This is a genomic window from Dactylosporangium cerinum, from assembly GCF_042653625.1.
Lineage (GTDB): Bacteria > Actinomycetota > Actinomycetes > Mycobacteriales > Micromonosporaceae > Dactylosporangium > Dactylosporangium cerinum.
On sequence record NZ_JBHSIU010000013.1, the window covers coordinates 31,959 to 57,040 of the forward strand.

Genomic DNA, 25,082 nt, shown 5'->3' on the forward strand with positions numbered 1-25,082 from the left:
GTCGCACCGACGACGACGGGACCAACGAGACGCCAGAGGCGCCGGTTGGTCGCGTCGTCGGTACCCAATGGTTTTTGCATCGCGGTCTGTTCATCGTGACCGATGGTTGTGTGCCTTTGTCAAGGCCGTGCTTCAGCTCCACTCGTGAACGCGCATTGCTGCCCCCAAGGTCGTTTTCGCGGTTAACGACCCCCGTGCCGCAAAGGAATCGATACTTATCGAACTCCCTTGCGTTGAACGAAGCCTAGGGTGCATTTCGCAAGTTGCCTATACTGATTTGTCCGTCGACTCACAGTTTGCGAAGAACGGCAGGACTTGTCATATTTTGGTAACGCGAAAGTTACTCTCCGTGGATCTGAATCGACGCATGTTCCCACTAGCGTGCATGATCAAACAGATCTCCACTGCACGATCGATAAGGTGATGTCGTGGCACACGAGCTGACCCATGTCGACCAGAGCGGCGCGGCCCGGATGGTGGACGTCGCCGGCAAGGAAATCACCGTCCGGCGTGCGGTTGCGGCTGGTTCCGTCCGCACGACGGCCGCTGTAATAGCGTTGCTGCACGACGGTGCGTTACCGAAGGGCGATGCATTGGCGGTTGCGCGGATCGCCGGGATCATGGGCGCCAAACACACGCCCGATCTCATCCCGTTATGTCATCCGATTGCCCTCCATGGGGTGACGGTCGACCTTACGTTGCGTGACGACTCTGTGGACATTGAGGTTGCCGCCCGCACGGCCGATCGCACCGGCGTCGAAATGGAAGCGCTCACCGCCGTCGCCGCCGCAGGTCTCGCCCTCATCGACATGATCAAGGCGGTCGACCCGGCCGCCTCCCTGGAAGGGGTTCGGGTGCTCCGCAAAGAAGGCGGCAAGACCGGTCTCTGGGAGCGTGCCTCGTGAAGGCCGTCGTGATCGTCGCGTCCAACCGCGCCTCGGCCGGCGTCTACGCCGACACCAGCGGCCCCGTACTCGTCGCCGGCCTGCGCGACCTGGGCTGCGAGGTGGGCGACCCGGTCGTCGTCCCCGACGGCCCGCCGGTCGAGGAGGCACTGCGCGCCGCGGTCGCCGCCGGCGCCGACGTGATCCTGACCAGCGGCGGCACCGGCGTCACCCCCACCGACGCCACCCCGGAGATGACCCGGCGCGTGCTGGACTACGAGGTGCCCGGCATCGCCGAGGCCATCCGGGCGGCCGGCGCCGCCAAGGTGCCGACCGCGATCCTGTCCCGCGGGCTCAGCGGGGTCGCCGGCCGCACACTGATCGTCAATCTGCCCGGCTCGAAGGGTGGCGCCAAGGATGGTCTCGCCGTGCTCGGTCCGGTGCTCGCCCACGCCGTCGACCAACTCCGCGGCGGCGACCACTGACCCAAGGTCTAGGCTCGACGCGTGACGTTACCGATCGCGTGGGCCGATGCCCGCGAGGCGGTGTTCGAGGCGGGTTCGGCGGTCGCGTCGAGTCCCGTGCCCGTCCCCCTCGTCGAGTCCGACGGGCTGACGCTCGCCGAGCCGCTGACCACACTCACCGCACTGCCCGCGTTTCCCACCTCGAGCGTCGACGGCTGGGCCGTCCGGGGCCCGGCACCCTGGCAGATCGTCGGCCGGGTCCTCGCCGGCGACCACGCCGAGCCGCTGACCGCCGACGGCACCTGCGTCGAGATCGCCACCGGCGGCATGGTGCCCGAGGGCACCCGCTTCGTCGTGCGCACCGAGGACTCCACGGTGGAGGGTCAGCGGGTCGTCTCCGGTGAGCCCCGCAAGATTCCCGACTGGCGGCTGACCGGCGAAGAGGCCGCCCTCGGCGAAGAGCTCCTGCCCGCCGGCACGCCGATCACGCCCGGTGTCATCGGCCTCGCCGCCGCCTGTGGCTACGACACGCTGCTGTGCCGCCCCAAGCCGCGCAGCGCCCTGCTGGTCTTCGGTGACGAACTGCTGACCGACGGTGTTCCCGGCGGCGGGCGGGTCCGCGACGCGCTCGGCCCGTCGCTGCCGTCCTGGCTGCGCCGGGCCGGCACCGACGTCGTGCACCACCGCGCACCCGTCGCCGACACCCTCGAGGACCACGTCGCCGCGCTCCGGGCCGCCGTCAACTCCGGTGCCCAGGTCATCTGCACCACCGGCGGCACCATGCACGGCCCCGTCGACCACCTGCACCCCGCGCTCGCCGAGATGGGCGCCACCTACATCGTCAACACCGTCGCCGTGCGGCCCGGCTTCCCGATGCTCGTCGCGCAGCTGCCCGGTGGCCAGTTCGTCGCGGGCCTGCCTGGCAATCCACAGTCGACGTTTGTGGCGTTGGTGTCGTTGGTACTGCCATTGCTCGCCGGACTGACGGGACGCGCCCAGCCGGCCCACTCCACGATCAAGCTGGGTGCCGACATCCCTGGCCGGGGCGACTACACGCACCTCGCGCTCGTGCGCCGCGATCCCCTGGACGGGATGGGATATCCGGTGGCCCATGCTGGCTCCTCGATGCTGAGGGGCCTGGCCAACTCGATCGGATTTGCGATCATTCCGCCCGGAGGGCGGGGGCTTGCGGGGACGCCGGCGCTGCTCGTACCACTGCCGATTCTGGATGGGGAGCGGGTGTGACCGACCGAATCACGGTGCTGGTGACCGGTGAGCCGATCGACGTGACCTCCCACGAGCTGGCGGTCGCCGACCGTGCCGCGGGCGCGGTCGTGTCCTTCGCGGGCGTGGTGCGTGATCATGACGGTGGGCGCGGCGTCGTGGAGCTCGAATACGAGGGCCACCCGAGCGCCGGTGACGTGCTCGCCGAGATCGCCGCGGAGATCGCGGCGGAGCCCGCAGTGCACGCGCTCGCCGTGTCGCACCGGGTCGGCCGGCTGGAGATCGGCGATGTGGCACTCGCGGCGGCGATCTCCACGTCGCACCGGGCGGACGCGTTCCTGCTGTGTGCGCGGCTCGTCGACGAGGTGAAAGCCCGGCTCCCGGTGTGGAAGCGGCAGGTTTTCACCGACGGCGAAGAGGAATGGGTCAACTGTCCGTAGCCGTCATGGCAGACGGCGACCTGCCTGGGCGGCAATCCTGGCGATCCTGGCGTCACGCAGGACGTGCCTGGCCTCCCGCTGAGCGGTGTGGACCACGTGCTGGGCCTCCCGGCGGGCGGTGCGGGCGGTGTGTCCCGCGCCGCGGCGGGCGGCCCGGGCCGTGTTGCGGCTGCGCCACGCGAGGCTCGGGCGGCCCTCGTTGTCCAGCGCCGCGAACAGCAGGCCGCCGATCAGGCCGAGGTTCTTCAGGAAGTTGATCCGCTGCTGGTTGCGCTGCGCCGGGTCGTCGATCTCCCAGAACGCGTGCCCCGCGAGGGTCGTCGGCACCAGCGAACCGGCCAGCACCAGCGCCGCCGGGGTCGTCGCGTGCCCGGTCGCCAGCAGGAGCCCGCCGGCGACCTGCGCCGCGCCGTTGACCCGCACCAGCGTCTCCGCGTCGGTCGGCAGGCTCGGATGCACCGCCTTCAGCTTCGGCTCCAGCCGGTCGGTGACCGGGCGGGCCTTCCCGGCGAGTTTCGCGGGGTCACGGAACGCGGCCCAGCCCTGAATAACGAAGATCGCGGCAAGCATCGAGCGGGCCGCGGTGCGCACGGGTCTCATGCCGGGTTCATACCCAACCACGGAATGTCGTACCCCCTCACTACGCTTCGCAGCATGGCCGAAACTTCGACGGAGACGACGGTCTGGACCACCGACCAGGTCATGGCACTCGCACCCGACTCGTCCGCACAGCGGGCGGCCAGGGGCATGGCCGGCGACCGCGCCTGGCTGGAGTCCGGGCTCAGCGCCACCGACGACGTCCCGCCGACGATCTGGGGCCTCTGCCAGGGCAGCGGCAGCACGCCCTACCAGACCGCCGTCGATCTCACCGAGCCCGCGTTCAAGTGCACCTGCCCGAGCCGCAAGTTCCCGTGCAAGCACGCCCTGGCCCTGCTGCTGCGCTGGTCGGCGGGGAGCGTCAACGACGCCACCGCACCCGGCTGGGTGCAGGAGTGGCAGTCCTCGCGGGCCGCCCGGCGCACGGCACCCGCACCGACCTCGGCCACCGCACCCGACGGTGGAGGTGGCGGCGGTGGCCGGGCCGCCCCCGGCGAGAAGGCGCAGGCCCGCCGGGCCGACCGGATCTCCGCCGGGCTCGACGAGCTCGACCGCTGGCTCGCCGACCAGGCCCGCGCCGGGCTGGCCAGCGTCGCCAAGAGTGGCTATGCGCACTGGGACACGATGGCCGCCCGGCTCGTCGACGCCCAGGCGGCCGGCGCGGCCGGCATCCTGCGCCGCACCTCCGCGGTCACCAGCTCTCCCGAGCGGCTGCTCGGCGAGCTGGCCCGGCTCCACCTGCTCGTCGGCGGCTACCGTCGCATGGCGGACCTGCCCGAGGACCTCGCCGCGAGCGTGCGCATGCGGGTCGGCCTGCCGATCGCCACCGAGACCGTCCTTGCCGGGCCCGTCCTGCGCGACCGCTGGCAGGTCCACGGCGTCCGGGACGAGATCGAGGACCAGCTCACCGTCCGCCGGGCCTGGCTGCGCGGCGCCTCGACCTTGAAGCCCGTGCTGGTGCTGTCGTTCGCCGTCGCCGGCCAGTCCCTGCCGATCGACCTGCTCCCCGGCACCCAGATCGACGCCGACATCTGCCTCTATCCCGGCGGCCAGCCGGCCCGCGCCCTGATCGCGAAGCGGCACGGGCCCCCGGCCCGGATGCACGCCGTCGCGGGCGCCACGGGCATCGAGGCCAACCTGCGGGCCCATGCCGCCGCCCTCGCCGAGGATCCGTGGCTGGACTACTGGCCGATGACCGTCGACGGGGTCTGCCCCACCCGCGCCGGCGGCACCTGGCACCTGGTCGACGCCGACGGGTCCGCCCTGCCGCTCGACCCTGCTTCTGGGGATCCCTGGCGGCTGCTCGCCATCACCGGCGGCCGCCCGACGACCGTCACCGGCGAGTGGTCCGCGGGTGGGCTGCGGCCGCTCGGCGCCTGGTCCGATGGGCGGCTGGTGCGCCTGTGAGCGGTGCAGAGCGTTATGTCCGCCGGCTCGCGCTGGAGCATGGCGACGCGAACGGTTCAGGGTGCTGTGGCGACGCGTGGCGCCGGCGCTGGTCGCGCTGCGACGGCGTCCGGTGGTTGGTGGTTCCGCGGCGCGGTGTGGTGTTCGGGTCGCTGCTCTTCGGTGGCTGGCGGGCTTCGACTGTTGTCGGCGGGGTGATGTGTCGGCGGTGGTCGCGCTGCGGTGGCGGTAGCCGGTGGTCGGTGGTTCCGCAACGCGTGTGGCCACTCTCCGACGCTTGTCGGTCATCCAGGCGGGCTCCGGCCGTTGTCGGCGGGGCGCTGTGGCGGCGGTGGTCGGTGGTTCCGCGGCGCGGTGTGCTGCTCGGGTCGCCGCTTCTCAACGGCCCCTCGTCGGCGCCGGCTTCGAGTTCGGCCGGCAGGACGCGGCGTGGCGGGCCAGACCTTGCACATCGCCACCCAACGCTCGCCGGCGGCCATGGACGCCGGCGGAGGTCGGGTCGGCGTCGGAGCGCAGCGGAGGTGACGGCGTGAGCGAGCTGCCGGAGTGGAGCGACGTCCTGGCGACGGCGCTGGTCGGGACGCAGCGACGGCATCTCCCGGCAGGCGACGGCGATCCCGCCGAGGTGCTGCTCGACGCCGCGGCCGCCTTGACGATGTACCGACGCGCCGGCGTCGCCGCCCGTTCCGGTGTCACGGTGCCGCAGTCCGCACCCGACGACTCCGGGATCCCGCTGGTGCCCTGGCCGGCGTCGGCCCGTGCCGCGGACCTGCTCGCGGTGGACGCCGCAGGTTACGGCTCCAGCAACGCGACCCCGGTGCGCGACGCCGACGGCCGGCTGGAGCTGCTCGCGGAGTGGCTGGGCGCGGTCGGGCCGCGGCGGGTGCCCGGCGAGCTGCTGCCCGCGCTGCTGGAGGTCGGCCGGCGGCACCGGATCCTGCGAACCCTGATCGCCGCGGTGGGCGGGCCGCGGGCCGAGTGGCTGGCCGCCCAGCGACCCGACTGGGGCTACCTCGTCACCGCGCCGATCGACGGGCCCGCCGACGACGGCAGCGCGTGGGACCTGGGGTCGATCGGGCGCCGGGTGGGGTTCTTGACCGCGCTGCGGCGCCGGGATCCCGGCGCGGCCCGCGACCTGCTGCGCACCGCCTGGCCCACCGAGACACCCGACGACCGGGCGGCGCTGCTCGGCGCCCTGGTCACCGGCCTGTCCAGCGCCGACGAGGCGGTGCTGGAGACGGCTCTCGACGACAAACGCAAGGAGGTGCGGGCGGCCGCGGTCGAGCTGCTCGCGCTCCTGCCCGACAGCGCCTACGCACGGCGGATGGCCGAGCGCTCGACGGCCTGCGTCCGGGTCAGCGGCGGCCGGATCGTGGTCGCACCACCGGCCGCGTGCGACAAGGCGATGCGCCGCGACGGGATCACGCCGCGCCCGCCGGTCGGCGTCGGGGAGCGGGCCTGGTGGCTGGAGGAGCTGCTCACCCGGACCCCGCTGCGGGTGTGGGGCGAGCCGGACGCGTTCCTGCGCCTGCCCGTGACCGACGAGTGGGCCGCGGTCCTGCGCCGCGGGCTGGCCCGGGCCGCCGCAGGGCAGCGCGACGCGCGATGGGCGACCGCGCTGACCGGCCAGCTGACCGAGGAGGTCGCGGCCGGAGGCCGGCCCGACGACCGGCTGCTGCTCGAGGCGCTCTATGACGCGCTGCCGTCCGACGCGCTGTCCGCGATCGCGGTCGAGGTCCTGCGTCGCGGCCTCGCCGGCGCGGCCGCGGTCGGTGTCGAACACGTGCTGGAGCTATGTCCGCGGCCGTGGCCACCGGCACTCGTCGAGGCGGTGTTCGCTGCGCTCGACGACCTCGGCGGCCGTCGTTCGGCGGGATGGCGGCTGGCCGGGCTGTGCGAGCTGGCCGCGCTGCGACTGCCCGCGGACGCTGCGGACCGGGCGGTCAAGTTCGCTGCCGGCCTGGCGTCCGATGATCCGATGTCCTCCATCGTCGGCCGTTTCGCCGACACCCTCCGGTTCCGACAAGACATGCTCGAGGAGCTCGCGTGACCAGCACAGTCGAAGCGCAGGCAGTCCAGCGGCGGCACGCCGAGGACGAGTTCGCCGCCGAGCTGGCCGCACTGGCCGCCGGCGACGACCGCCCGCGACCGCCGGGGTGGCTGCTGTCCCCCGCGGCCGTGGTGACGTACCTGCTCGGCGGGACCGCAGCCGACGGCACCGTGATCATCCCGAAGTACGTCGGCTCGCGCCGGCTGATGGAGGTGGCGGTCGCGACCCTCGCCACCGACCGGGCGCTGCTGTTGCTCGGCGTCCCCGGCACCGCCAAGACCTGGGTGTCCGAGCACCTGGCGGCGGCGGTCAGCGGCGACTCGACGCTGCTGGTCCAGGGCACCGCCGGCACCCCCGAAGAGGCGATCCGCTACGGCTGGAACTACGCCCGCCTGCTGTCGGACGGCCCCAGCCGGGCCGCGCTCGTGCCCAGCCCGGTGCTGCGTGCCATGGCCGACGGCAGGATCGCGCGGATCGAGGAGCTGACCCGTGTGCCGTCCGACGTGCAGGACAGCCTGATCACGATCCTGTCGGAGAAGACCCTGCCGGTCCCCGAGCTCGGCGAGGAGGTGCAGGCCCGCAAGGGGTTCAACGTCATCGCCACCGCCAACGACCGCGACCGCGGCGTCAACGAGCTCTCCTCCGCACTGCGCCGCCGGTTCAACACCGTCGTCCTGCCCGTGCCGGGCGGGGTCGAGGAAGAGGTCGACATCGTGTCCCGCCGGGTCGCCGCCCTCGGCAAGGCGCTCGAGCTGCCCGAGCTGCCGCCCGCGGTCGACGAGATCCGCCGGGTCGTGACCGTGTTCCGCGAGCTGCGCAACGGCGCCACCGAGGACGGGCGCACCAAGCTGAAGTCACCGAGCGGCACCCTGTCGACGGCCGAGGCGATCTCCGTGGTCACCAACGGCCTCGCGCTCGCCGCGCACTTCGGCGACGGGGTGCTCCGCGCCGGTGACGTCGCCGCCGGCATCCTCGGCGCGGTCGTCAAGGACCCGGTCTCCGATCAGGTCGTCTGGCAGGAGTACCTGGAAACCGTCATCAGAGAGCGAGAAGGCTGGCGCGACTTCTACCGGGCGGCCCGTCGCGGTGAGTGAGCCGCTGCTGCTCGGGGTGCGCCACCACGGACCTGGGTCGGCGAGGGCGGTCCGCCGTGCCCTCGCCGCGTTCCAGCCCGACGTGATCCTCATCGAGGGCCCTCCTGAGGCCGACCCGCTGGTGCCGTTCGCCGGCGACGAGGACATGCGTGCTCCGGTGGCGCTGCTGGCGTACCCAGCCGACAACCCCGACCCGAAGCTCCGCGCGTCGTTCTGGCCGTTCGCCGAGTTCTCCCCCGAGTGGCAGGCGATCCGCTGGGCGGTCGCGTGCGGGATCCCGGTGCGTTTCATCGACCTGCCGGCAGCGGTCCGGCTGGCCGCCGGCACCCCGGCCGCCCCGACTCCGGCCGACGACACGGTGCGCATCGACCCGATCGGCGCCTTGGCCGAGGCGGCCGGGTATGACGATCCGGAGCGATGGTGGGAGGACGTCGTCGAGCACCGGCGGGAGACCCAGCCGGCCTGGACGCCCACGCTTCCTGGAACCACCGGGATCCCCGTCCCCCACGACCTCGGCCGCACCGCGCAGAGCCCTGCGGCCAACAGCATCGCGGGCAGCGGCACTGCGGGAAGCTCTGCCACCGGCGGCGACTTGAGTGAGCCCGCCACGGCTGGTGGTATCGCTGGAAACACCGATGCGGGCGAGGCGCCAGGCAGGACCAGTGCCGGACGCCCCGTCGCGGACGGGCCCACGGCGGACAAGGCCGACCCCGGAAGTGCTGCCCCGGGCGGCACGACAGGCCGGCCTACGGCGGACGAGGCCGATCGCGGAAGTGCTGCCTCGGACGGCACGACAGGCCGGACCACTGCGGCCGGGACCACTGCTGGTTGGGAAACCGCGGGCGCGGGAACCGCTGTGGGCGGGGCCAGTGCGGGCGGGGCGGCTGCGGGCGGGAGCGGTGCCGGGGGTGTTGGCGCCGAAGGGCTGGGTGGGCCGGGGTCGTTGTTCGCCGAGGAGCCCGACATCGACGAGGAGCGGCTGGCGGCGGCGGTCGCACCCTTCGCGGCGATCGCTGAGGCGATGGCCGTGGTCAGGGCTCATGCGCCGGCACCGCCCGAGGCCGAGCGGGTCGACGAGGAGCGGCGCGAGGCGCACATGCGGCAGGCGCTCCGGGCGGCGATGAAGGAGTTCGACCGGGTAGCCGTCGTGTGCGGGGCGTGGCACGTGCCGGCGTTGACCGCGCCGCTGCCCAGTGCGTCGTCCGATGCCGCGGTCCTGAAGGGGCTGCCGAAGGTCAAGGTCGCAATGACGTGGGTGCCCTGGACGCATGCGCGGCTGGCGTCCTGGCAGGGGTACGGCGCCGGCGTCCGCTCGCCCGGCTGGTACCACCACCTGTTCACGGCGGTGGACGAGCACGTGGTGGCGCGGTGGCTGGTGCGGGCGGCGGGCGTGCTGCGCAAGGACGGCGTGCCGGTGTCCAGCGCGCACGTCATCGAGGCGACCCGGCTCGCCGAGGCGCTCGCGACGATGCGCGGGCGGCCGCTCGCCGGGCTCGCCGAGGTCACCGACGCGGCGCACGCGGTGCTCTGCGACGGCGACGACCTGCGCCTCAGCCTGATCAACCGGCGGCTGGTGGTCGGTGACCGGCTCGGGCGGGTGCCCGACCAGACCCCCGGGGTGCCGATCGCTCGGGACGTGGCCAGCAGTCAACGCCGGCTGCGGCTCCAGCCGGCGGTGAGCAGCCGCGAGATCGACCTGGACCTGCGGCGTGACCTGGACCTGCAGCGCAGCCAGTTGCTGCACCGGCTGCGGCTGCTGGGGGTGGACTGGGGTCAGGTGCTGGCCAACCGGAAAGGGCGCGGCACCTTCTGGGAGTCGTGGCAGATCGCGTGGCAGCCGGAGTTCGCGGTCGATCTGGTCGAGGCCGGCGTGTACGGGACCACGGTCCGGGAGGCGGCCACCGCCCGGGTCGCCGAGCAGGCCGCCGAGGCCGAGACCCTTGCCGACGTGACGGCACTGGTTGAGCGGTGTCTGCTGGCGGACCTGCCGGACGCGTTGCCGGGCGTGCTCGACGCGCTCGACGAGCGGATGGCGCTCGACGCCGACGTCGCGCATCTGATGGACGCGTTGCCGGCGCTCGCCCGCACGCTGCGGTACGGCGACGTGCGCGGCACCGACCTGTCGGCGCTGCGCTCGGTGACGCACGGCATGATCACGCGGGTCTGTGTCGGCCTGCCGGCAGCGGTCGGCGGGCTCGACGACGCGGCGTCGGCGGTGATGCGCGACCGGATCGACGGGGTGCAGGGCGCGCTGGCGTTGATCGACGACGTTGACGCCAGCCAGCGGTGGCAGGCGCTGCTCGGCGGCCTGTCCACCCGTGACGACCTGCACGGGTTGCTCACCGGGCGGATGAGCCGGTTGTTGCTCGACGCGGGCACCGTGGATGCCGACGAGATCGGCGCAAGGATGGCGCTGGTGCTGACCGTCGGCGTGCCGGTTGCCAAGGCCGCCGCGTGGATCGAAGGGTTCCTTGCCGGCGACGGGCTGCTGCTGGTCCACGACGAGCGGCTGCTGGCGCTGGTCGACGCCTGGTTGACCGGCATCCCGGCGGACGGGTTCGTCGAGGTGCTGCCGCTGCTCCGGCGGACGTTCAGCGGGTACCCCGCGCCGCAACGACGCATGATCGGCGAACGGGCCGCGCACATGGGCTCCGGCGGCCGCCCCCGCGCCGGCGAGCACGACGACCAGGTCGACCCGGACCGCGGCGCGTTGCTGCTCCCGGTCGTGGCACGGCTACTGGGCAAGGAGCTTCACGATGCATGACGAGGAACACGGCGAAGACGGCCAGCACGATCAGCACGACGAGCGGCTGCGGAGGTGGCGGCTGGCGCTGGGTGGGGCGTCCGGCGGTGAAGGCACCGGCCACAGTCTCACCGGCACCGACGTGTCGATCGATGCGGCCCTCGGCGCCCTGTACGACAGCGGCGAGGGCACCGGCAGCCAGCGCGGTGCCGGGCTCGGTGCCTCGGCGCCACGGGTCGCCCGCTGGCTCGGTGACATCCGGCAGTACTTCCCGTCGACGGTCGTCCAGGTGATGCAGGCGGACGCGATCGAGCGACTCGACCTGACCCGGCTCCTGCTCGAGCCGGAGATGCTCGACGCCGTCGAGCCGGACGTACATCTCGTCGGGACGCTGCTGTCGCTCAACCGGGTCATGCCGGACAAGAGCAAGCGGGCCGCGCGCAAGGTCGTCGCGAAGGTCGTCACCGAGTTGGAACGGCGCATCGCGCAGCCGACCAGGACCGCGCTGGCCGGGGCGCTCAACCGGGCCGCGCGGATCAACCGGCCACGCCACCACGACATCGACTGGAACCGGACCATCCGGGCGAACCTCAAGCACTACCAGGCCGAGCACCGCACGATCGTCCCCGAGCGGCTGATCGGCTACGGCCGCCGGGCCCAATCGGTGCAGCGCGACGTCGTGCTGTGCGTCGACCAGTCCGGCTCGATGGCGGCGTCCGTCGTGTACTCGGGGGTGTTCGCCGCGGTGCTCGCCTCGATGCGGTCGCTGAAGACGTCGCTCGTGGTGTTCGACACCGCCGTGGTCGACCTGACCGACCAGCTCGCGGACCCGGTCGACGTGCTGTTCGGCACCCAGCTCGGCGGTGGGACGGACATCAACCGCGCCATCGCATACGGCCAGCAGCTCATCACCCGCCCACGCGACACGATCTTCGTGCTGATCAGCGACCTGTACGAGGGAGGCGTGCGCGAGGAGATGCTCCGGCGGGTGGCGGCGATGACCTCCGCCGGCGTGCAGGTGATCACGCTGCTGGCGCTGTCGGACGAGGGTGCGCCGGACTACGACCACGAGAACGCGGCGGCGCTCGCGGCGCTGGGGGTGCCGGCGTTCGCCTGCACGCCCGACGTCTTCCCCGACCTGATGGCCGCCGCCATCGAACGCCGGGACCTGCGAGGCGTCATCGAACGAGCCAAAGCCTAATTCGACAGCATCAAAGCGCTGCCGACCGAGAGCCAAGCGCTGCCGACCGGGAGAGCGAGAGCCGGAGAGAGCGGGCCGACGACCCGGAGGGCGAGAGGGCCGAAACGCGAGAAGGCCGACAACCAGGAGAGCAGGAAGGCCGACGACCCGGAGAGCGGGAGAGCGGGAGCGGGAGCGGGAGAGCCGAAGACCGACGAGCGCAAGAAACCTAGTCAGCCGGCTGCGAGCGGATGTAGCGGGCGAAGTGCGGCACCGTGAAGGCGACCGTCCCACGCTCGCCCGAGTAGATGAGGCCCTTCTTGATCAGGGCGTCCCGGGCCGGTGACAGGCTCGCCGGGCGACGGCCGAGCGAGCGGGCGATCTCCGCCGTCGGCACCGCCTCGGACACGTCGACGGCGGGCAGAAGGGTTGCCATCGAGCGCATGTACTCGCGTTCGGCCGGGGTGGCCCGCTCGTAGCGGGAGCCGAAGAAGCCGACGGCCAGCTCCGCCTCGGCCTCGGGAGCCGCCACCCGGACGTCCGCGGCCGTGATGGGCGAGTGCGGTGCGTGGTCCCAGGTCGCCTTGCCGTAGGCCTGCACGAAGTACGGGTAGCCGCCCGAAGCCTCGTAGAGCGCGTCGAGCGCCTTGGCCTCGTACTCGACCTCTTCCCGCAGGGCGGGCGCGGTGAGTGCGAGGTCGGCCGCGATCCGGTCGAGCCGGTCGATGCGCTGGTAGCGGAAGAGCCGCTCGGAGTAGGACTTCGACGCGGTGAGCAGCGCCGGGAGGTGCGGCAGGCCGGCGCCGACCACGATGAGCGGCGCACCCGTCTGCGACAGCTCGTGGCACGCCGCGCACATCGCCGAGATGTCGTCGGCCGACAGGTCCTGCATCTCGTCGATGAAGATCGCCACGCCGGTGCCGACGTCGGTGGCGACGCTGGCCGCGTCGGTGAACAGCTCGACGAGGTCGATCTCGATGTCGCCGGAGTCGGCGCGGCCGGTGGTCGCCGGGACGTCGATCCCGGGCTGCCACCGGTCCCGGAGCTTCGCCGGCGGCTTGTTGGGGTCTTCCCGGACCGCGAACGCCTTCAGCACCCCGAGGAACTCGTCGATCCGGTCGGGCGCCCGGTGGTGCGGGGCGAGCTCGCGGATGGCCATGTGCAGCGCCGCCGACAACGGCCGGCGCAGCGACTGGTCGGGCCGCGCCTCGATCTTGCCGGTGCCCCACAGTCGCGAGATCGCCTGCGAGCGCAGCGTGTTGAGCAGCACGGTCTTGCCCACGCCACGCAGGCCGGTGAGCATCAGTGAGCGCTCGGGCCGCCCGCGGGCGACGCGCTCGAGGACGACCTCGAAGGCCTGCAGCTCACGGTCGCGGCCGGCCAGCTCAGGGGGCCGCTGCCCGGCGCCGGGCGCATACGGGTTCCGAACAGGATCCACGATCGCAGAGTATCGGCGTCTCTAGCCAGAACGCTAGAACCGCATAGAGAGCCCTTGTGGCGTGTCGTGCCTTATCTAGCAAAGTCTAGGGCACACGCAAGATAGGCATAGATCAGGCCATCGAACACCTGTCCGCCGCGCTCGAACTAATGTACTACACGCCCTCGGGGGCGCCGCGCAAGGGGGGTCAAACAAACGTTCGAGTCAACCTACCGTGCTAACGAACGTGGGCCACGGCGGGGTACCCCACCGTGGCCCACGAATGCGCGTCGGGAGCGGCTAGCTCCTCAGCTTGAGGCACAGCACGAAGTCCTCGCTGTCGAGGGTGCTGTCGTAGAAGTAGTCGTGCGTGTAGCCGGTCACGCCGTTGCACTTGGACTTGTCCGTCGTGTTCGGGATGCGCTTGAGCACCTCGAACGTCGCCGGTGCACAGGTCGTCTTCACCATCTTGGGCGCCTGCGCGGTGCCCTGGTTGACCAGGCACTCGCCGACCTTCACCGTCTTGGCGTCGCCGGCCTGCACGCCACCGGGCGCCGACGAGCCGGCACCGCTCGGCGCGGCACTCCCGGAGGGCTTGGCGGAGGCGGCGCCGCTGGACTTCGTCGTCGGTGAGGTCGTCGTGGGGGACGACTTGTTGTCCTTCGTGACATACCAGATGCCGAAGCCACCGGCGCCGCACAATAGCAGCACCAGGATGACGACCAGCGCCACCGTGCCGCCGGCACCCCTGCGGCGGGGCGGCGCGACCGGCGGGCCGCCCCACTGCTGGGTGCCGCCCTGTGCGGGTCCGGGTGGCTGGCCATAGGCGGGCTGCTGATAGGTGCCGGTCTGCGGGTAGTTGCCCCCATAGGGGCCACCCGACTGCGGCTGCTGACCCCACTGCGGTGGCTGGCCGTAAGGATCCGGCTGCTGACCATAGGGGTCAGGCGGTCCGTACTGCCCCGGCGGCGGACCATACGGGTCCGGCTGGCCATAGGGGTCCTGCTGGCCGCCCTGCCAGGGGTCCTGCGGTTGGCCCTGATACGGGCCCGGCGGTCCGTAACCCGACATATGATCCTCCTGCTCCGCGAAGCTCCAGGCAGCCTAGTTGCGTCGATGCTGCCACGGTAGCGCCACCCCCCGACACTTCCACCTCACGGATTCACGACAGGTCGGGGTTCAGATAAGGCGGAGCTGTCGATCCTTGGGCTTGCGGGGGGCCGCAGGGCCGCGTCGCTCCAACAGTCCGGGGTCGATGGACGACAGGAACGGCGTCGGTGCCATGTCGCGCTCCGATCCGTGCCGGAAGCGGGTCCGGCTGTGCGAAAGGAAGAGCCGGTCCTGCGCGCGGGTCAGCCCGACGAAGAACAACCGGCGTTCCTCCGCGATGTCGTCCTCGGAGCGGCCCTGCGAACCGGGCCGGCCCTGCGAGCCGGGCATCCGCAGCGGCAGCAGCCCGTCCTCGCAACCGACCAGGAACACGACCGGAAACTCGAGCCCCTTCGACGCGTGCAGAGTCAGCAGCGTCACCCGGTCCGCGCGCGGGTCCCAGCCGTCGACCTCGGCGCCGGTCGCGAGGGCGCCCAGGAACTCGTCCAGGTCGCTGCCCGCCCGCAACGCCGGCGGCGTCATCAGCTCGACCGCGGTCCACACGTCGGCCTCGGTCAGCCCGATCACGTCGCTGTCGAGCTGGCCGCAACGCCCCGCGACGACCTGGCCGGCCAGCCGCACCCGGGCCGCGATCGACCCGCCGAGACCGGTCGCGAAGCGCAGCTCACGCGCGATTGCGGCGACGCCGGGCCGGTCCAGCAGCCGGTCGTGCGAGCGCTTCTGCACCGGCACGCCCGCCCGGGACAGCGCGTCGACGATCGGTGCCGACTGCGAATCCGTGCGGTACAGCACCGCGATGTCGGAGAACGACATGGCCCCGACCGCCACCCGGGAGTCGACCCGGTTGTCGTGCGAACGGTGCGACAAACCTCCGACCAGCTCGTCGACGGTGCGGACCACGAAGTCGGCCTCGTCGGCGACGGACATGGCCGGATACAGCCCGACCATCGGCGCTTCCAGGTCCAGCCGGGCCGGGTCGAGGCGCCGCCCCGGCACCAGGGTCGTCGGCGCGATGGCCTGCACGGCCGCGGCCAGGATCGGCGCCGACGAGCGGTAGTTGCGGGTGAGCCGCACGACCCGGGCGTCGATGTCCGGCGTCGAGAAGTCGGCGGCGAAGCGCAGGAAGAACGAGACCTCGGCGCCGCGGAACGAGTAGATCGCCTGGTCGGGGTCGCCGATCGCGCAGAGGTTGCCGCCCGGTGGGCACAGCAGGCGCAGCAGGTCATACTGCACCGGGTCGACGTCCTGGTATTCGTCGACGAAGATCCACTGCCAGCGGTCCCGGTAGCGGTCGACCAGTGCCGGCGACTCGGTGAGCAGCTGCACGCTGAGCGTCAGCAGCTCGTCCAGCGACACCATGTCCCGTGCCCGCAACGCCTTGGCCAGGGCCTCGACGGTCGACGGCTCCATCGCGGCGAGCGCCCGCCGGGCCTCGCGCTCCGACAGCGGATCCAGGGCCGCCAGCAGGTCGGCCTCCTCCGCGATGCGGAACTTCGGGGTCAGCCCGACCGCGGCGGCGTTCTCCCGCAGGATCGACAGCCCCAGCGCGTGGAACGTCGACACCGTCACCGCCTCGGTCACCGGCCCGAGCAGGCCCTCCAGCCGCTCCCGCAGCTCCTCCGCGGCCCGCCGGGTGAACGTGATCGCCAGGCACTCCTCCGGATACACGTCCAGCTCGGCACACAGGTATGCGATGCGGTGGGTGAGCGTGCGGGTCTTGCCGGTGCCGGGGCCGGCCACGATCAGCAGCGGGCCGCCGGGCGCGGACGCCGCCACCCGCTGCAACGCGTCGAGCCGGTCGAGCAGGCCCGTGCCGACCTCCTCCATCCCCGCCAGCATCGGCTCGAGCGGCTCATGCGGCGACGCGGGTGCGGAGATCGGCGGGGGCGGCTCGGGCGACGCGGCCGGCGCGGGACGCCGGCGTTTCGCGGCGGGCTTGGGCACCGACTCCGCCTTGCGCTGTTTCGGCAACTGCGGCATCGGTACGTCGAACAGCACGTCCTCCTGCACCCCGCGGGAGCGCAGCTCCTCCGGTGCGAAAAGCTTGATGATCCCGTATTCCCCGTCGTAGCCGGGCGTGCGGTGCACCTCGCCCCGGCGCAACCGGGCGATGCCCTCGCCGAGCAGCTCGCCACCGGCGCGGGTGATCTCCTCGACCGGGACCTCGCGCAGGATCGCCAGCTCCGAGCCCAGCTCGGCGACCAGCGAGGTCAGCGCCGCGTCGACGGTCTTGGACTTCGCGCCGACGCCGTGGATCTCGCCGAGGATCTCGTGCAGCTGGATCAGGTGGGTGACCTGGGGCGCGCCGGGCGGCACGTAGCCGTCGGGGCGGTCGGCGAGCTCCTCGACCCGGTGCAGCACCCCGACGGTGAGCGCCTTGCCGCAGACCGGGCACAGGCCCTCGGCGTCGCGGGTCTGCGCGGGGAGCCAGTTCACGTCGCAGGCGCGGTGCCCGTCGCCGTGATACTTGCCCTCCTCGGGGAAGAACTCGATCGTGCCGGCGAGCCCGTCACCGGTGCGCAGCGCGTCGCGGACCTTGAAGTAGTCCAGCTCGCTGGTCAGCAGGGTCGCCTCGCGGGCCAGGGCCGGCGGGGAGTGTGCGTCGGAGTTGGAGACCAGCCGGTAGCGGTCCAGCGACGACACCCGCCAGTTCATCGCCGGGTCGGACGACAGGCCCGTCTCGACCGCGAAGATGTGCTCGGCCAGGTCGGCGTAGCAGTCGGCGATCGCGTCGAAGCCCGACTTGGAGCCCAGCGCGGAGAACCACGGCGTCCAGATGTGCGCCGGGACCAGGAACCCGTCGGGGCTGGCCGCCAGCGTGATCTCGAGCAGATCGCGCGAGTCGAGACCGAGGATCGGCCGGCCGTCGGAGCCGAGGTTGCCGATCCGCCCCAGCGCGGTGTTGAACCGGGCGGCCGCCTCGAAGTCCGGCTGGTAGATCAGGTGGTGCACCTTGCGGGTCCGGTCGTCGCGCTTGTAGATCGTCGAGATCTCCACCGACAGCATGAACCGGACCGGCGAACCCTCGGCGCCGTCGGACAGCCGGCCGGGCAGGCGGCGCAGGATGTCCGCCTCGCGGTCCGGGTGCAGGCGGAACAGGCCCGGCTCGGCCGGGACGAGCGCCTCACGCAGGTGGTCGTGCCAGGCCGGGTGGGTGAAGTCGCCGGTGCCGAGGAGCGTGATGCCCTTGCGCCGGGCCCACCAGGTGAGCGTCTCGATGCTGAGGTCGCGACTGCACGCCCGGGAATACTTCGAGTGGATGTGCAGATCAGCGACGAACGAGTGGTCGGCAACGTTCGAAGGCACGCCGCATCCTGTCACACGCCCACCGGCCGTCGCCCGCTACGCGCCGCGCAGCTCAACGATCGAGATGTCCGGCGGTGCCCCGAATCGCACCGGCGGGCCCCAGAAACCGGCGCCCCGGGTCACGTAGACCTGGGTGCCGTCGACCGTGCCCAGACCGGCCACCACCGGCGCCTCCAGGCCGACCAGCAGGTTGAACGGCACCATCTGACCGCCGTGGGTGTGCCCGGACAGCTGCAGGTCGACACCGTGCTTCGCCGCGTCGTGCGCCTGCACCGGCTGGTGGGCCAGCAGCACGACCGGCCGCGACGCGTCCCGGCCGTCGAGCGCCTTGGCGAAGTCGGGTCCGTCGCCGACGTCCTCGCCGGTGACGTCGTTGACGCCGGCAAGGTCCAGGCCCTGGATGTCGACGCGCTCGTTGCGCAGGACCCGGACACCGAGCGAGTTCACCTCGTCGACCCACTCCTGATAGCCGGAGAAATACTCGTGGTTGCCGGTGACGAAGAAGCTGCCGTGCCGCGCCTTCAGGTCCTGCAACGGCTCGGCGGCCGGGCCGAGCTCGGCGACCGAGCCGTCGACCAGGTCGCCGACGATCGCCACCAGGTCCGCGTCGACCGAATTGATCATCCGGACGATCCGCTCGGTGTGTGACCTGCCGAGCAGCGGCCCGAGGTGGATGTCGGACACCAGGGCGATCTTGAAGCCGGCCATGCTCGCGGGGAGCTTCGCCAGCCGGATCGGCACCCGCTTCAGCACCGGCGCGCTCTTCGCCTGCCACGTGCCGATGCCGACGGCCGCCACGGACAGCGCCCCGGCCGTCGCGGCGAGGGAACGCCCGAGCAGCAGCCGGCGGGACGGATCGAACCGGCCCTCCACCGCGGCCGGGGGCGGCTCCGACGAGGACCGCGCCGCCGAGACGGTGCTCCCGCCGTCCACAGCCACCGCGCCGTCCACAGGATCGGCCGCGCCGGCCGCCCGGTTGTCCACAGGGCCGGCGGTCTCGTCCACAGCCTCCTGCACAGGTCGGGTCCCTGTGTCCACAGGCAGCGCACCGCTGTCCACAGAGTTATCCACAGGCTGCGGCACCGCCCGCCGGGTCCAGCCGCGCAGCGCCAGTCGGGGCAGCTCCAGCAGCGCCAGTGTCACCAGCAGGTAGAACATCAGGGCCAGCCACAGGAACCCCGGCCACGCCAGCACCGGCTGCGCGTGCAGCGGCAGCACCCGCGAACCGACCAGCGTCACCGGGATCAGCACCCCGAGCAGCACCACGACCAGGGCGCCGACCCGGCGGCCGCGCCGCGTGGTCACCACGTCCTTGACGAGCCGTTTCCACAGATACCAGTGGATTCCGCCCACGACGAGCAGCACCACGAGCAGCGCGACGATCAGGAAAAGCGCAGTGGACACGTGCTCAGCCGCCCGCAAATGGTGGAAGGACGTCGATCGTCGCCGTCGCCGGCAGCGCCGCGTCGCGGTCGCGCCAGGACGTGCCGTCGACGAGGAACGAACAGGCCGTGAGCACCGAGGCGAGCTTCGGCCGCCCGGCCGTCAGGGCGGCCTCGAGCTCACCGAGCGTCGCCGCCTCGATCTTCTCCTCGGGCACGCCGGCGGCCGCGCGGGCCCCGGCGAAGTAGCGCACGAGCAGCACCGCGGTCATCCCCCGATCGCCGACATGGGACGGGCAGGCTGCAGGAACTTCGGGTCGTCGATGCCGTGCCCGGCCGGCTTCGCCCACATCGCCTTGCGCCAGAGGTCGGCCAGCTCACCGTCGGTGGCCCCGGCCCGCAGCGCACCGCGCAGGTCGGTCTCCTCCTGGCTGAACAGGCACGAGCGCACCGATCCGTCGGCGGTCAGCCGGGTGCGGTCGCAGGCGCCGCAGAACGGCTGCGACACGCTCGCGATCACACCCACCCGGGCGGGCCCGCCGCCGACGCTGGAATGCCCCTCGACCAGCCAGGTCTCGGCGGGCGCGCCGCCGCGCAGCGCCGGATCCGGCCGCAGGTCGAACGCCTCCCGCAACCGGCCGAGGATCTCCTCGCCGGTCACCATCTCCTCGCGCCGCCAGGTGTGGCCGGCGTCGAGCGGCATCTGCTCGATGAACCGCAGCTCATATCCGTGCTCGAGGGCGAACCGCAGCAGCGGCACCGCCTCGTCGTCGTTGACCCCGCGCAGCAGCACCGCATTCATCTTCACCGGCACCAGTCCGGCCGCGGCGGACGCGGCGAGCCCGGCCAGCACGTCGGCGTGCCGGTCGCGGCGGGTCAACGCCTGGAACCTGGCCGGGTCGACGGTGTCCAGCGAGACGTTGACCCGGTCCAGCCCCGCCTCGGCGAGCGGCCCGGCGAGCCGGGCCAGGCCGACACCGTTGGTCGTCAGCATGGTGCTCGGGCGCGGCTCCAGCGCGGCGACGGCCTGCACGATCCCGGGCAGTCCCCGGCGCAGCAGCGGCTCGCCACCGGTGAAGCGGACCTCGGTCACGCCGAGCTGGGTGACCGCGACCGCGATCAGCCGCACGACCTCGTCGTCGGTGAGCAGCGTCGGGCTCGGCAGCCAGTCGAGCCCCTCGGCGGGCATGCAATACGTGCAGCGCAGGTTGCACCGGTCGGTCAGGGACACCCGCAGGTCGGTCGCCACGCGGCCGTGTCGGTCGGCAAGACCGGCACCGGGCGGCTCCGAAAGCGTCATGCCCGAAACGGTACCCCAGCGGTATGACAGTTCAGAGGGCCCGAAGCGTGGAGCGGACCGACTCCCGGTATGCGGCTCCGAACAGCGCCGTGTGCACCAGCAGAAGGTAGAGCCGGTGCAGCGGCACGCGGTCCCGCCAGCCGTCCGCGAGCGGCCACGCCTCACCGTAGGCGGCCAGGAACCGATCGTAGTGCGGGGCGCCGCCCCACAGGCCGAGCAGCGCCAGGTCGGTCTCGCGGTGCCCGCCGTGGGCGGCCGGGTCGACGAGCCAGCCGTCGCCGGCGCGGTCCCACAGCACGTTGCCCGGCCACAGGTCGCCATGGATGCGGCAGGGAGGTTCGGCGCCGCCGTAGCCCTCGATGCCGGCGATCACGCGCTCGACGCCGGCGACGTCCGCGCCGGTCAGGGCGCCGTTGTCGATCGAGATGCGCAGGAACGGCAGCAGCCGCCGCTCGGCGAACCAGGGCGCCCAGGGACCGTCCGAGGCGTCGTTGGGCAGCGCCGCGGTGCCGATGAACCCGGTCCAGGGCGCCCCGAACGACGGCGCGCCCGCCCGATGCAGGGCGGCCAGCCGCCGACCGAGCCGTTCGGCGCCCTCCGGGGTGGCCTCGCCGTGCTCGATCCACTCGAGGGCGAGCAGCTCCGGCAGCTCGGCGATGACGTCCGGCACCGGCACCGCGCCGGACTCCCGCAGCCAGCGCAGCCCGGCCGCCTCGGCGGCGAAGAACCCCACCGGCGGGTCCGCGAGGGACTTGCAGAAGATCGAGCTGCCGTCGTCGAGGGTGAGCCGCTGGGCGGTGCAGATCGACCCGCCCGGCACCGGGGTCTCCCGGATCCGCTGGTGCTTGATGAACACCGGCAGCTGCGCGGGATGCTCCTTCAGGTACTGCAGGTCCATCAGCGCGCCCACTCAGCGGGCGGCGGTTCGCAGCGCGTCACGCGCGTCATCGTACGAGCGCAGCACCCCTCGCATGGGCGCGACGATGTGGACGTCCGCCACCTCAGCGATCGCGGCCCGCAGCCGGCGCTCGGCGCGTGCCCTGGCCCGGCGGGCGGCCAGCCCCACGATCGGGCGGACGACGATCGACAGCAGCACCCCGAACAGCAGCCCGCCGGCGAGCAGCGCGGTCGGCAGCGGCAGCCGCCCGACCTGCGGGGTGTCGACGTCCGGCAGGCCCAGGAACGCGGACACCGCCCGCACCCCCAGCCACAGCAGCCCGACCAGGGCGGCGGCGGCGCCGAGCCACTGCAGGCCGCCGACCAGCCGCCACCAGAACGGTTTGCGGTCCATGCCGAGGTCGGCCGACGCGACCGCGACGTCGAGCGCGTCGGGCACGTCGTCCAGGCGGGCCCGGGACGCCGCGGTGACCGCTGCGGGCCACGGCTCCGGCAGCCCCGCACCGGCCTGCTCGGCGACCTCACGCGACGCCAGGGTGACCGCGGCCTTCTGGGCAACCGTCGATTCCGGCAACGACGATGCGGCAGGTGTACTGCCAGCAGGCTGATCAAGATGCAGCCGGCGCAACGGATCCGGCCGGAGTTTGCGGGCCCAGCGCGCGACGGGCCAGCCGAGGACGCCGGTCGCCCGGTGCCGGTAGGTCCGCTCGGTCGCGGTGACGACGATCGGCACCCCGGCCGCGACGGCAAGGGAGTCGGCGAGCCGGTGGACGGCGGCCGGCTGGATCTTCTCGCCGCGGGCCTCGGCGGCCACCAGCGGCTCGAGGTCGCCGACCGCGCCGCTCACGTCACCGGCCAGCCGCTGCAGCGCGGCCTGGCGCCGCTCGACGGTGCGCTCCAGCGTGGCGCGCAGCAGGTCGAGGCCCGGCTGGCCCTTCGCGGAGGTCGCAAACGCCGGGACCCCGCCCAGCCCGTCGGCCTCCAGCAGCCGGCGCAGGTCGGCGACGAGCCGCTCGCTGTCGGTCCGGTTGAGCCGGTCGGCCTGGTTGAGCACCACGACGGTCACGTCCCGGTGCCGCTGGAACTGCGAGAGATACTGCTGGTGCACGACGCGGTCGGCGTACTTCTGCGGATCGAGGACCCACACCACCAGGTCGACGAGACGCAGCAGCCGGTCGACCTCGAGCCGGTGGCGGGCCTCGATCGAGTCGAAGTCGGGCAGGTCGAGCAGGACCAGCCCGCGCAGGCCGGCCTCGTCGTTGCCGTCGAGCGCGCTCTCCCTGGTGAAGCGCCGGTTGGGCGGCACACCGAGCCAGTCGAGCAGCGGACCGGCGCCGTGCGGCCCCCAGACGCAGGCGTGCGCGACGCCGGTCGTCGGGCGGCGCACCCCGACCCGGGACAGCTGGAAGCGGCACAACGCGTTGAACAGGCTGGACTTGCCGCTGCCGGTGGCGCCGGCCAGCGCGACGACGGTGTGCGCCCGCGACAGGGCGAGCCGCTCCCCGGCCCGGTCGATCACCGTGCGGGCGGTGACCAGCTGGGCGTCCGGCACGTGGTCCTCGGTCGCCTGCACGAAGCGGCGCAGCCCGTCGACCCGGTCGGCGAGGCGGTCGGCGTCGACCGCGCCACCCTGCCGCGGGATCGCCTGCTTGATCTTGTCCACCAGGCTCATGTCGCCACCGTCGAGTCACTCATTGGAGCCCAGCCGGACATCGGCGCGGGCCAGCTGCACCGCGGTGCTGGCGGCCCGCAGCCGCCCGGCGAAGTCGTCGTCGATCCCGGCGCCGGCCAGCGCGCTGCGGTAGCGGCCGGCCTCCTCGTCGAACAGGGCGCCGACCCGCTCCAGCAGATCCTGCCTGGCCCGCTCGGCGAGGGACCGGACCGCCTGGTCACCGAAGATCGCCTCGAGCACCTTCTGCGCGGTGACGGTGGTGCCGCCGGCGACCACGATCTCCAGGCCGGTCGGGATGAACGCGGTGGCCGTGAAGACCGAGACCATCACCAGCAGGCCGGTCGCGTTGACCGCATAGGCGCTGGCCCGGGCGAGCACCCGCTTGTCGCCGGCCTCGGAGCGCACCAGGTCGAGGACCGAGCGCTGCCAGTCGCGGGTGAGCCGGGCGATCCGATCGTCCAGGTCGTCGGAGGGCCGGGTCAGGTTGGGCGCGGCGTCCAGCAGGGCGGCCCCCGCCGGATGGGCCTTCCAGGCGACGCCGGCCCGCTCGGCGGCGTCGGTCGCGGCGCCCTTGAGCAGGATCGCCAGCCCGGAGCCGATCGCCTCCTGGAACCGCTCGCCGGGCGCCGGGCGGCCGGTCAGCGCCGCGACGACCCGGTCGCGGGCCCGCCCGACGCGGGCCTGCAGCGCGCGCATGATGTCGCCGGTGCCGACGAGCTCCTGCCAGCGGGCGAGCACCTCGCCCCGCAGCAGCGCGCCGTCGTGGATGCCCTGCTCCACCGACGAGGTCGCGGCCCGATACGACCCGCGGACCGCGTCGTCGAGCGCCTTGCCGGCGGTGACCTGGTCCTCGGCGGCCGAGGCCAGCACGCCCACGTCCATGGTGAGTGCGTCGACGGCGCCGCCGACGGTCTGGCGGACCACGGCGGCGCGGGCCTCCGCGGAGCGGGCCAGCTTGCCGAACCAGTCCCGCAGCGGCGCGACCTGCGCCTCGCTGAGCAGGCCCTGACTGTCGAGGCGGGCCTCGGGGAGGATGAACAATGGCACCCCGCCGAGGTCCTGCTCCTGCAGCATCGACGTGAGGTGCGGGCCGATCTCGTCGGCCGCGCCTCCGCCGGGCACCCGGTCGAGCACCAGTGCGATGGCGGTGCCCCGGTTGCGGGCGGTGCGCAGCATTCCCCAGGGGACGGCGTCGGCGTAACGGGCGGCGGTCGTGACGAAGAGCCACAGGTCGGCGGCGGCGAGCAGTTGCGAGGCGAGTTGCCGGTTGGCGTCCACGACGGAGTCGATGTCGGGCGCGTCGAGCAGGGCGAGCCCGGCGCTGAGCGCCGGGGCGGACACCACCTGCAGGGTCCGGGCGTCGCTGCTCGCGCCGCTGGTGCGGGTCAGCGAGGGCAGCACGTTGGCCTTGGTGAACCAGGACATGTCGGTGGGGTGGCAGACCAGGACCGGCGCCCGGGTGGTGGGGCGCAGCACGCCCGCCGGGCTGACCGGCGTGCGGATCAGGCTGTTGACCAGTGTCGACTTGCCCGCGCCGGTCGAGCCGCCGACGACGACCAGCAGTGGTGCGTCGAGCCGGTCGAGCCTGGGCAGCAGATAGTCGTCGAGCTGGCCGACCATGGCTGCGGCGACCGCGGTGGCCCGCTCGGCGCTGGGCAGCGGCAGGGCATACCGGGTCGCCTTGCCGAGGTCGCGGAGATCGACGAGGGCCTGGACGAGATCGGCGACGGGGGACCGCTCCGGCTCCCGGGCGCGTGGGGGCCGACCGGTGGACGGGTCATCCGCCGAAGGGCTGGCGGCCGTCGACCGGGCGGACACCGACTCGCCCTGTGTGGTCACGGGTAAAGCGTGCACGATGTCGCTGTCCAGCGCCATGCAATGCCCGTAAGCATCGATGTCACCCAGCGCAATCTCA

General features: G+C 72.9%; 19 protein-coding genes. 9 read left to right on the forward strand and 10 right to left on the reverse strand.

Going from position 1 to position 25,082, the window contains the following annotated elements; all coding sequences use genetic code 11:
* Positions 1–428 precede the first annotated feature (428 nt).
* From moaC to ACFPIJ_RS12335, 4 genes are read left to right on the forward strand one after another with little or no spacing between them, the layout of a single operon-like run.
* A complete protein-coding gene (moaC, locus tag ACFPIJ_RS12320; RefSeq protein ID WP_380114871.1) occupies positions 429–905 on the forward strand; it encodes a cyclic pyranopterin monophosphate synthase MoaC in 477 nt (158 codons plus the stop codon).
* Complete coding sequence (locus tag ACFPIJ_RS12325; protein WP_380114872.1) at positions 902–1,369, forward strand: MogA/MoaB family molybdenum cofactor biosynthesis protein; 468 nt, start codon at positions 902–904, stop codon at positions 1,367–1,369. Before moaC ends, ACFPIJ_RS12325 begins: the two co-directional genes overlap by 4 nt.
* 21 nt (positions 1,370–1,390) lie before the next feature.
* The gene (locus tag ACFPIJ_RS12330) at positions 1,391–2,593 is read left to right on the forward strand and encodes a molybdopterin molybdotransferase MoeA (protein ID WP_380114873.1); all 1,203 of its coding nucleotides are present in this window, start codon (positions 1,391–1,393) and stop codon (positions 2,591–2,593) included.
* Positions 2,590–3,012 (forward strand): molybdenum cofactor biosynthesis protein MoaE, encoded by a 423-nt coding sequence (locus ACFPIJ_RS12335; protein ID WP_380114874.1) that lies wholly within the window; start codon positions 2,590–2,592, stop codon positions 3,010–3,012. Before ACFPIJ_RS12330 ends, ACFPIJ_RS12335 begins: the two co-directional genes overlap by 4 nt.
* A gap of 3 nt (positions 3,013–3,015) precedes the next feature.
* On the opposite strand, the gene ACFPIJ_RS12340 is transcribed toward ACFPIJ_RS12335, so the two are convergent.
* On the reverse strand, positions 3,016–3,612 hold the full coding sequence (locus tag ACFPIJ_RS12340; protein WP_380114875.1) for a DoxX family protein: 597 nt from the start codon (positions 3,610–3,612) through the stop codon (positions 3,016–3,018).
* A gap of 54 nt (positions 3,613–3,666) precedes the next feature.
* Here ACFPIJ_RS12340 and ACFPIJ_RS12345 point away from each other — a divergent pair, with 54 nt between their 5' ends.
* From ACFPIJ_RS12345 to ACFPIJ_RS12365, 5 genes are all read left to right on the forward strand, one after another.
* Positions 3,667–5,016 (forward strand): SWIM zinc finger family protein, encoded by a 1,350-nt coding sequence (locus ACFPIJ_RS12345; RefSeq protein WP_380114876.1) that lies wholly within the window; start codon positions 3,667–3,669, stop codon positions 5,014–5,016.
* A 529-nt stretch (positions 5,017–5,545) separates the two neighbouring features.
* Positions 5,546–7,066: a DUF5691 domain-containing protein gene (locus tag ACFPIJ_RS12350; RefSeq protein WP_380114877.1), complete on the forward strand. Its 1,521-nt coding sequence runs from the start codon at positions 5,546–5,548 to the stop codon at positions 7,064–7,066.
* Positions 7,063–8,160: an ATP-binding protein gene (locus tag ACFPIJ_RS12355; protein ID WP_380114879.1), complete on the forward strand. Its 1,098-nt coding sequence runs from the start codon at positions 7,063–7,065 to the stop codon at positions 8,158–8,160. Before ACFPIJ_RS12350 ends, ACFPIJ_RS12355 begins: the two co-directional genes overlap by 4 nt.
* Entirely contained in the window at positions 8,153–10,924 is a 2,772-nt protein-coding gene (locus ACFPIJ_RS12360; protein WP_380114880.1) for a DUF5682 family protein, read from the forward strand. Before ACFPIJ_RS12355 ends, ACFPIJ_RS12360 begins: the two co-directional genes overlap by 8 nt.
* Entirely contained in the window at positions 10,917–12,104 is a 1,188-nt protein-coding gene (locus ACFPIJ_RS12365; protein ID WP_380114881.1) for a VWA domain-containing protein, read from the forward strand. Before ACFPIJ_RS12360 ends, ACFPIJ_RS12365 begins: the two co-directional genes overlap by 8 nt.
* A 208-nt stretch (positions 12,105–12,312) precedes the next feature.
* Here ACFPIJ_RS12365 and ACFPIJ_RS12370 read toward each other — a convergent pair whose 3' ends face one another.
* The 9 genes from ACFPIJ_RS12370 to ACFPIJ_RS12410 all read right to left on the reverse strand — a co-directional run bounded on the left by ACFPIJ_RS12370 (position 12,313) and on the right by ACFPIJ_RS12410 (position 25,006).
* Positions 12,313–13,521 (reverse strand): ATP-binding protein, encoded by a 1,209-nt coding sequence (locus ACFPIJ_RS12370; protein ID WP_380114882.1) that lies wholly within the window; start codon positions 13,519–13,521, stop codon positions 12,313–12,315.
* Between the two features lie 279 nt (positions 13,522–13,800).
* Positions 13,801–14,571, reverse strand: a complete 771-nt coding sequence (locus ACFPIJ_RS12375) for an LppU/SCO3897 family protein (protein WP_380114883.1) — start codon at positions 14,569–14,571, stop codon at positions 13,801–13,803.
* A 108-nt stretch (positions 14,572–14,679) separates the two neighbouring features.
* Positions 14,680–17,916 carry a UvrD-helicase domain-containing protein gene (locus ACFPIJ_RS12380; protein ID WP_380114884.1) on the reverse strand — a complete coding sequence of 1,079 codons (3,237 nt, stop codon included), beginning with the start codon at positions 17,914–17,916 and terminating at the stop codon, positions 14,680–14,682.
* A 36-nt stretch (positions 17,917–17,952) separates the two neighbouring features.
* The gene (locus ACFPIJ_RS12385) at positions 17,953–19,320 is read right to left on the reverse strand and encodes a metallophosphoesterase (protein ID WP_380114885.1); all 1,368 of its coding nucleotides are present in this window, start codon (positions 19,318–19,320) and stop codon (positions 17,953–17,955) included.
* 4 nt (positions 19,321–19,324) lie between these two features.
* A complete protein-coding gene (locus tag ACFPIJ_RS12390; RefSeq protein ID WP_203848228.1) occupies positions 19,325–19,570 on the reverse strand; it encodes a MoaD/ThiS family protein in 246 nt (81 codons plus the stop codon).
* Positions 19,567–20,598, reverse strand: a complete 1,032-nt coding sequence (gene moaA / locus ACFPIJ_RS12395) for a GTP 3',8-cyclase MoaA (protein WP_380114886.1) — start codon at positions 20,596–20,598, stop codon at positions 19,567–19,569. The genes ACFPIJ_RS12390 and moaA overlap by 4 nt, the downstream gene beginning before the upstream one ends.
* A gap of 31 nt (positions 20,599–20,629) precedes the next feature.
* On the reverse strand, positions 20,630–21,496 hold the full coding sequence (locus tag ACFPIJ_RS12400; RefSeq protein ID WP_380114887.1) for a fructosamine kinase family protein: 867 nt from the start codon (positions 21,494–21,496) through the stop codon (positions 20,630–20,632).
* Between the two features lie 12 nt (positions 21,497–21,508).
* Positions 21,509–23,167, reverse strand: a complete 1,659-nt coding sequence (locus tag ACFPIJ_RS12405; RefSeq protein ID WP_380114888.1) for a GTPase — start codon at positions 23,165–23,167, stop codon at positions 21,509–21,511.
* A gap of 15 nt (positions 23,168–23,182) precedes the next feature.
* The gene (locus ACFPIJ_RS12410) at positions 23,183–25,006 is read right to left on the reverse strand and encodes a dynamin family protein (protein ID WP_380114889.1); all 1,824 of its coding nucleotides are present in this window, start codon (positions 25,004–25,006) and stop codon (positions 23,183–23,185) included.
* Positions 25,007–25,082 lie beyond the last annotated feature (76 nt).

Bases quoted from the DNA above. Each gene is read 5' to 3' on its own strand.
- ACFPIJ_RS12405 (WP_380114888.1), bottom strand. From the start codon at position 23,167: ATGAGCCTGGTGGACAAGATCAAGCAGGCGATCCCGCGGCAGGGTGGC.
- ACFPIJ_RS12365 (WP_380114881.1), top strand. From the start codon at position 10,917: ATGCATGACGAGGAACACGGCGAAGACGGCCAGCACGATCAGCACGAC.
- ACFPIJ_RS12345 (WP_380114876.1), top strand. From the start codon at position 3,667: ATGGCCGAAACTTCGACGGAGACGACGGTCTGGACCACCGACCAGGTC.
- ACFPIJ_RS12340 (WP_380114875.1), bottom strand. From the start codon at position 3,612: ATGAGACCCGTGCGCACCGCGGCCCGCTCGATGCTTGCCGCGATCTTC.
- ACFPIJ_RS12375 (WP_380114883.1), bottom strand. From the start codon at position 14,571: ATGTCGGGTTACGGACCGCCGGGCCCGTATCAGGGCCAACCGCAGGAC.
- moaA (WP_380114886.1), bottom strand. From the start codon at position 20,598: ATGACGCTTTCGGAGCCGCCCGGTGCCGGTCTTGCCGACCGACACGGC.
- ACFPIJ_RS12400 (WP_380114887.1), bottom strand. From the start codon at position 21,496: ATGGACCTGCAGTACCTGAAGGAGCATCCCGCGCAGCTGCCGGTGTTC.
- ACFPIJ_RS12390 (WP_203848228.1), bottom strand. From the start codon at position 19,570: ATGACCGCGGTGCTGCTCGTGCGCTACTTCGCCGGGGCCCGCGCGGCC.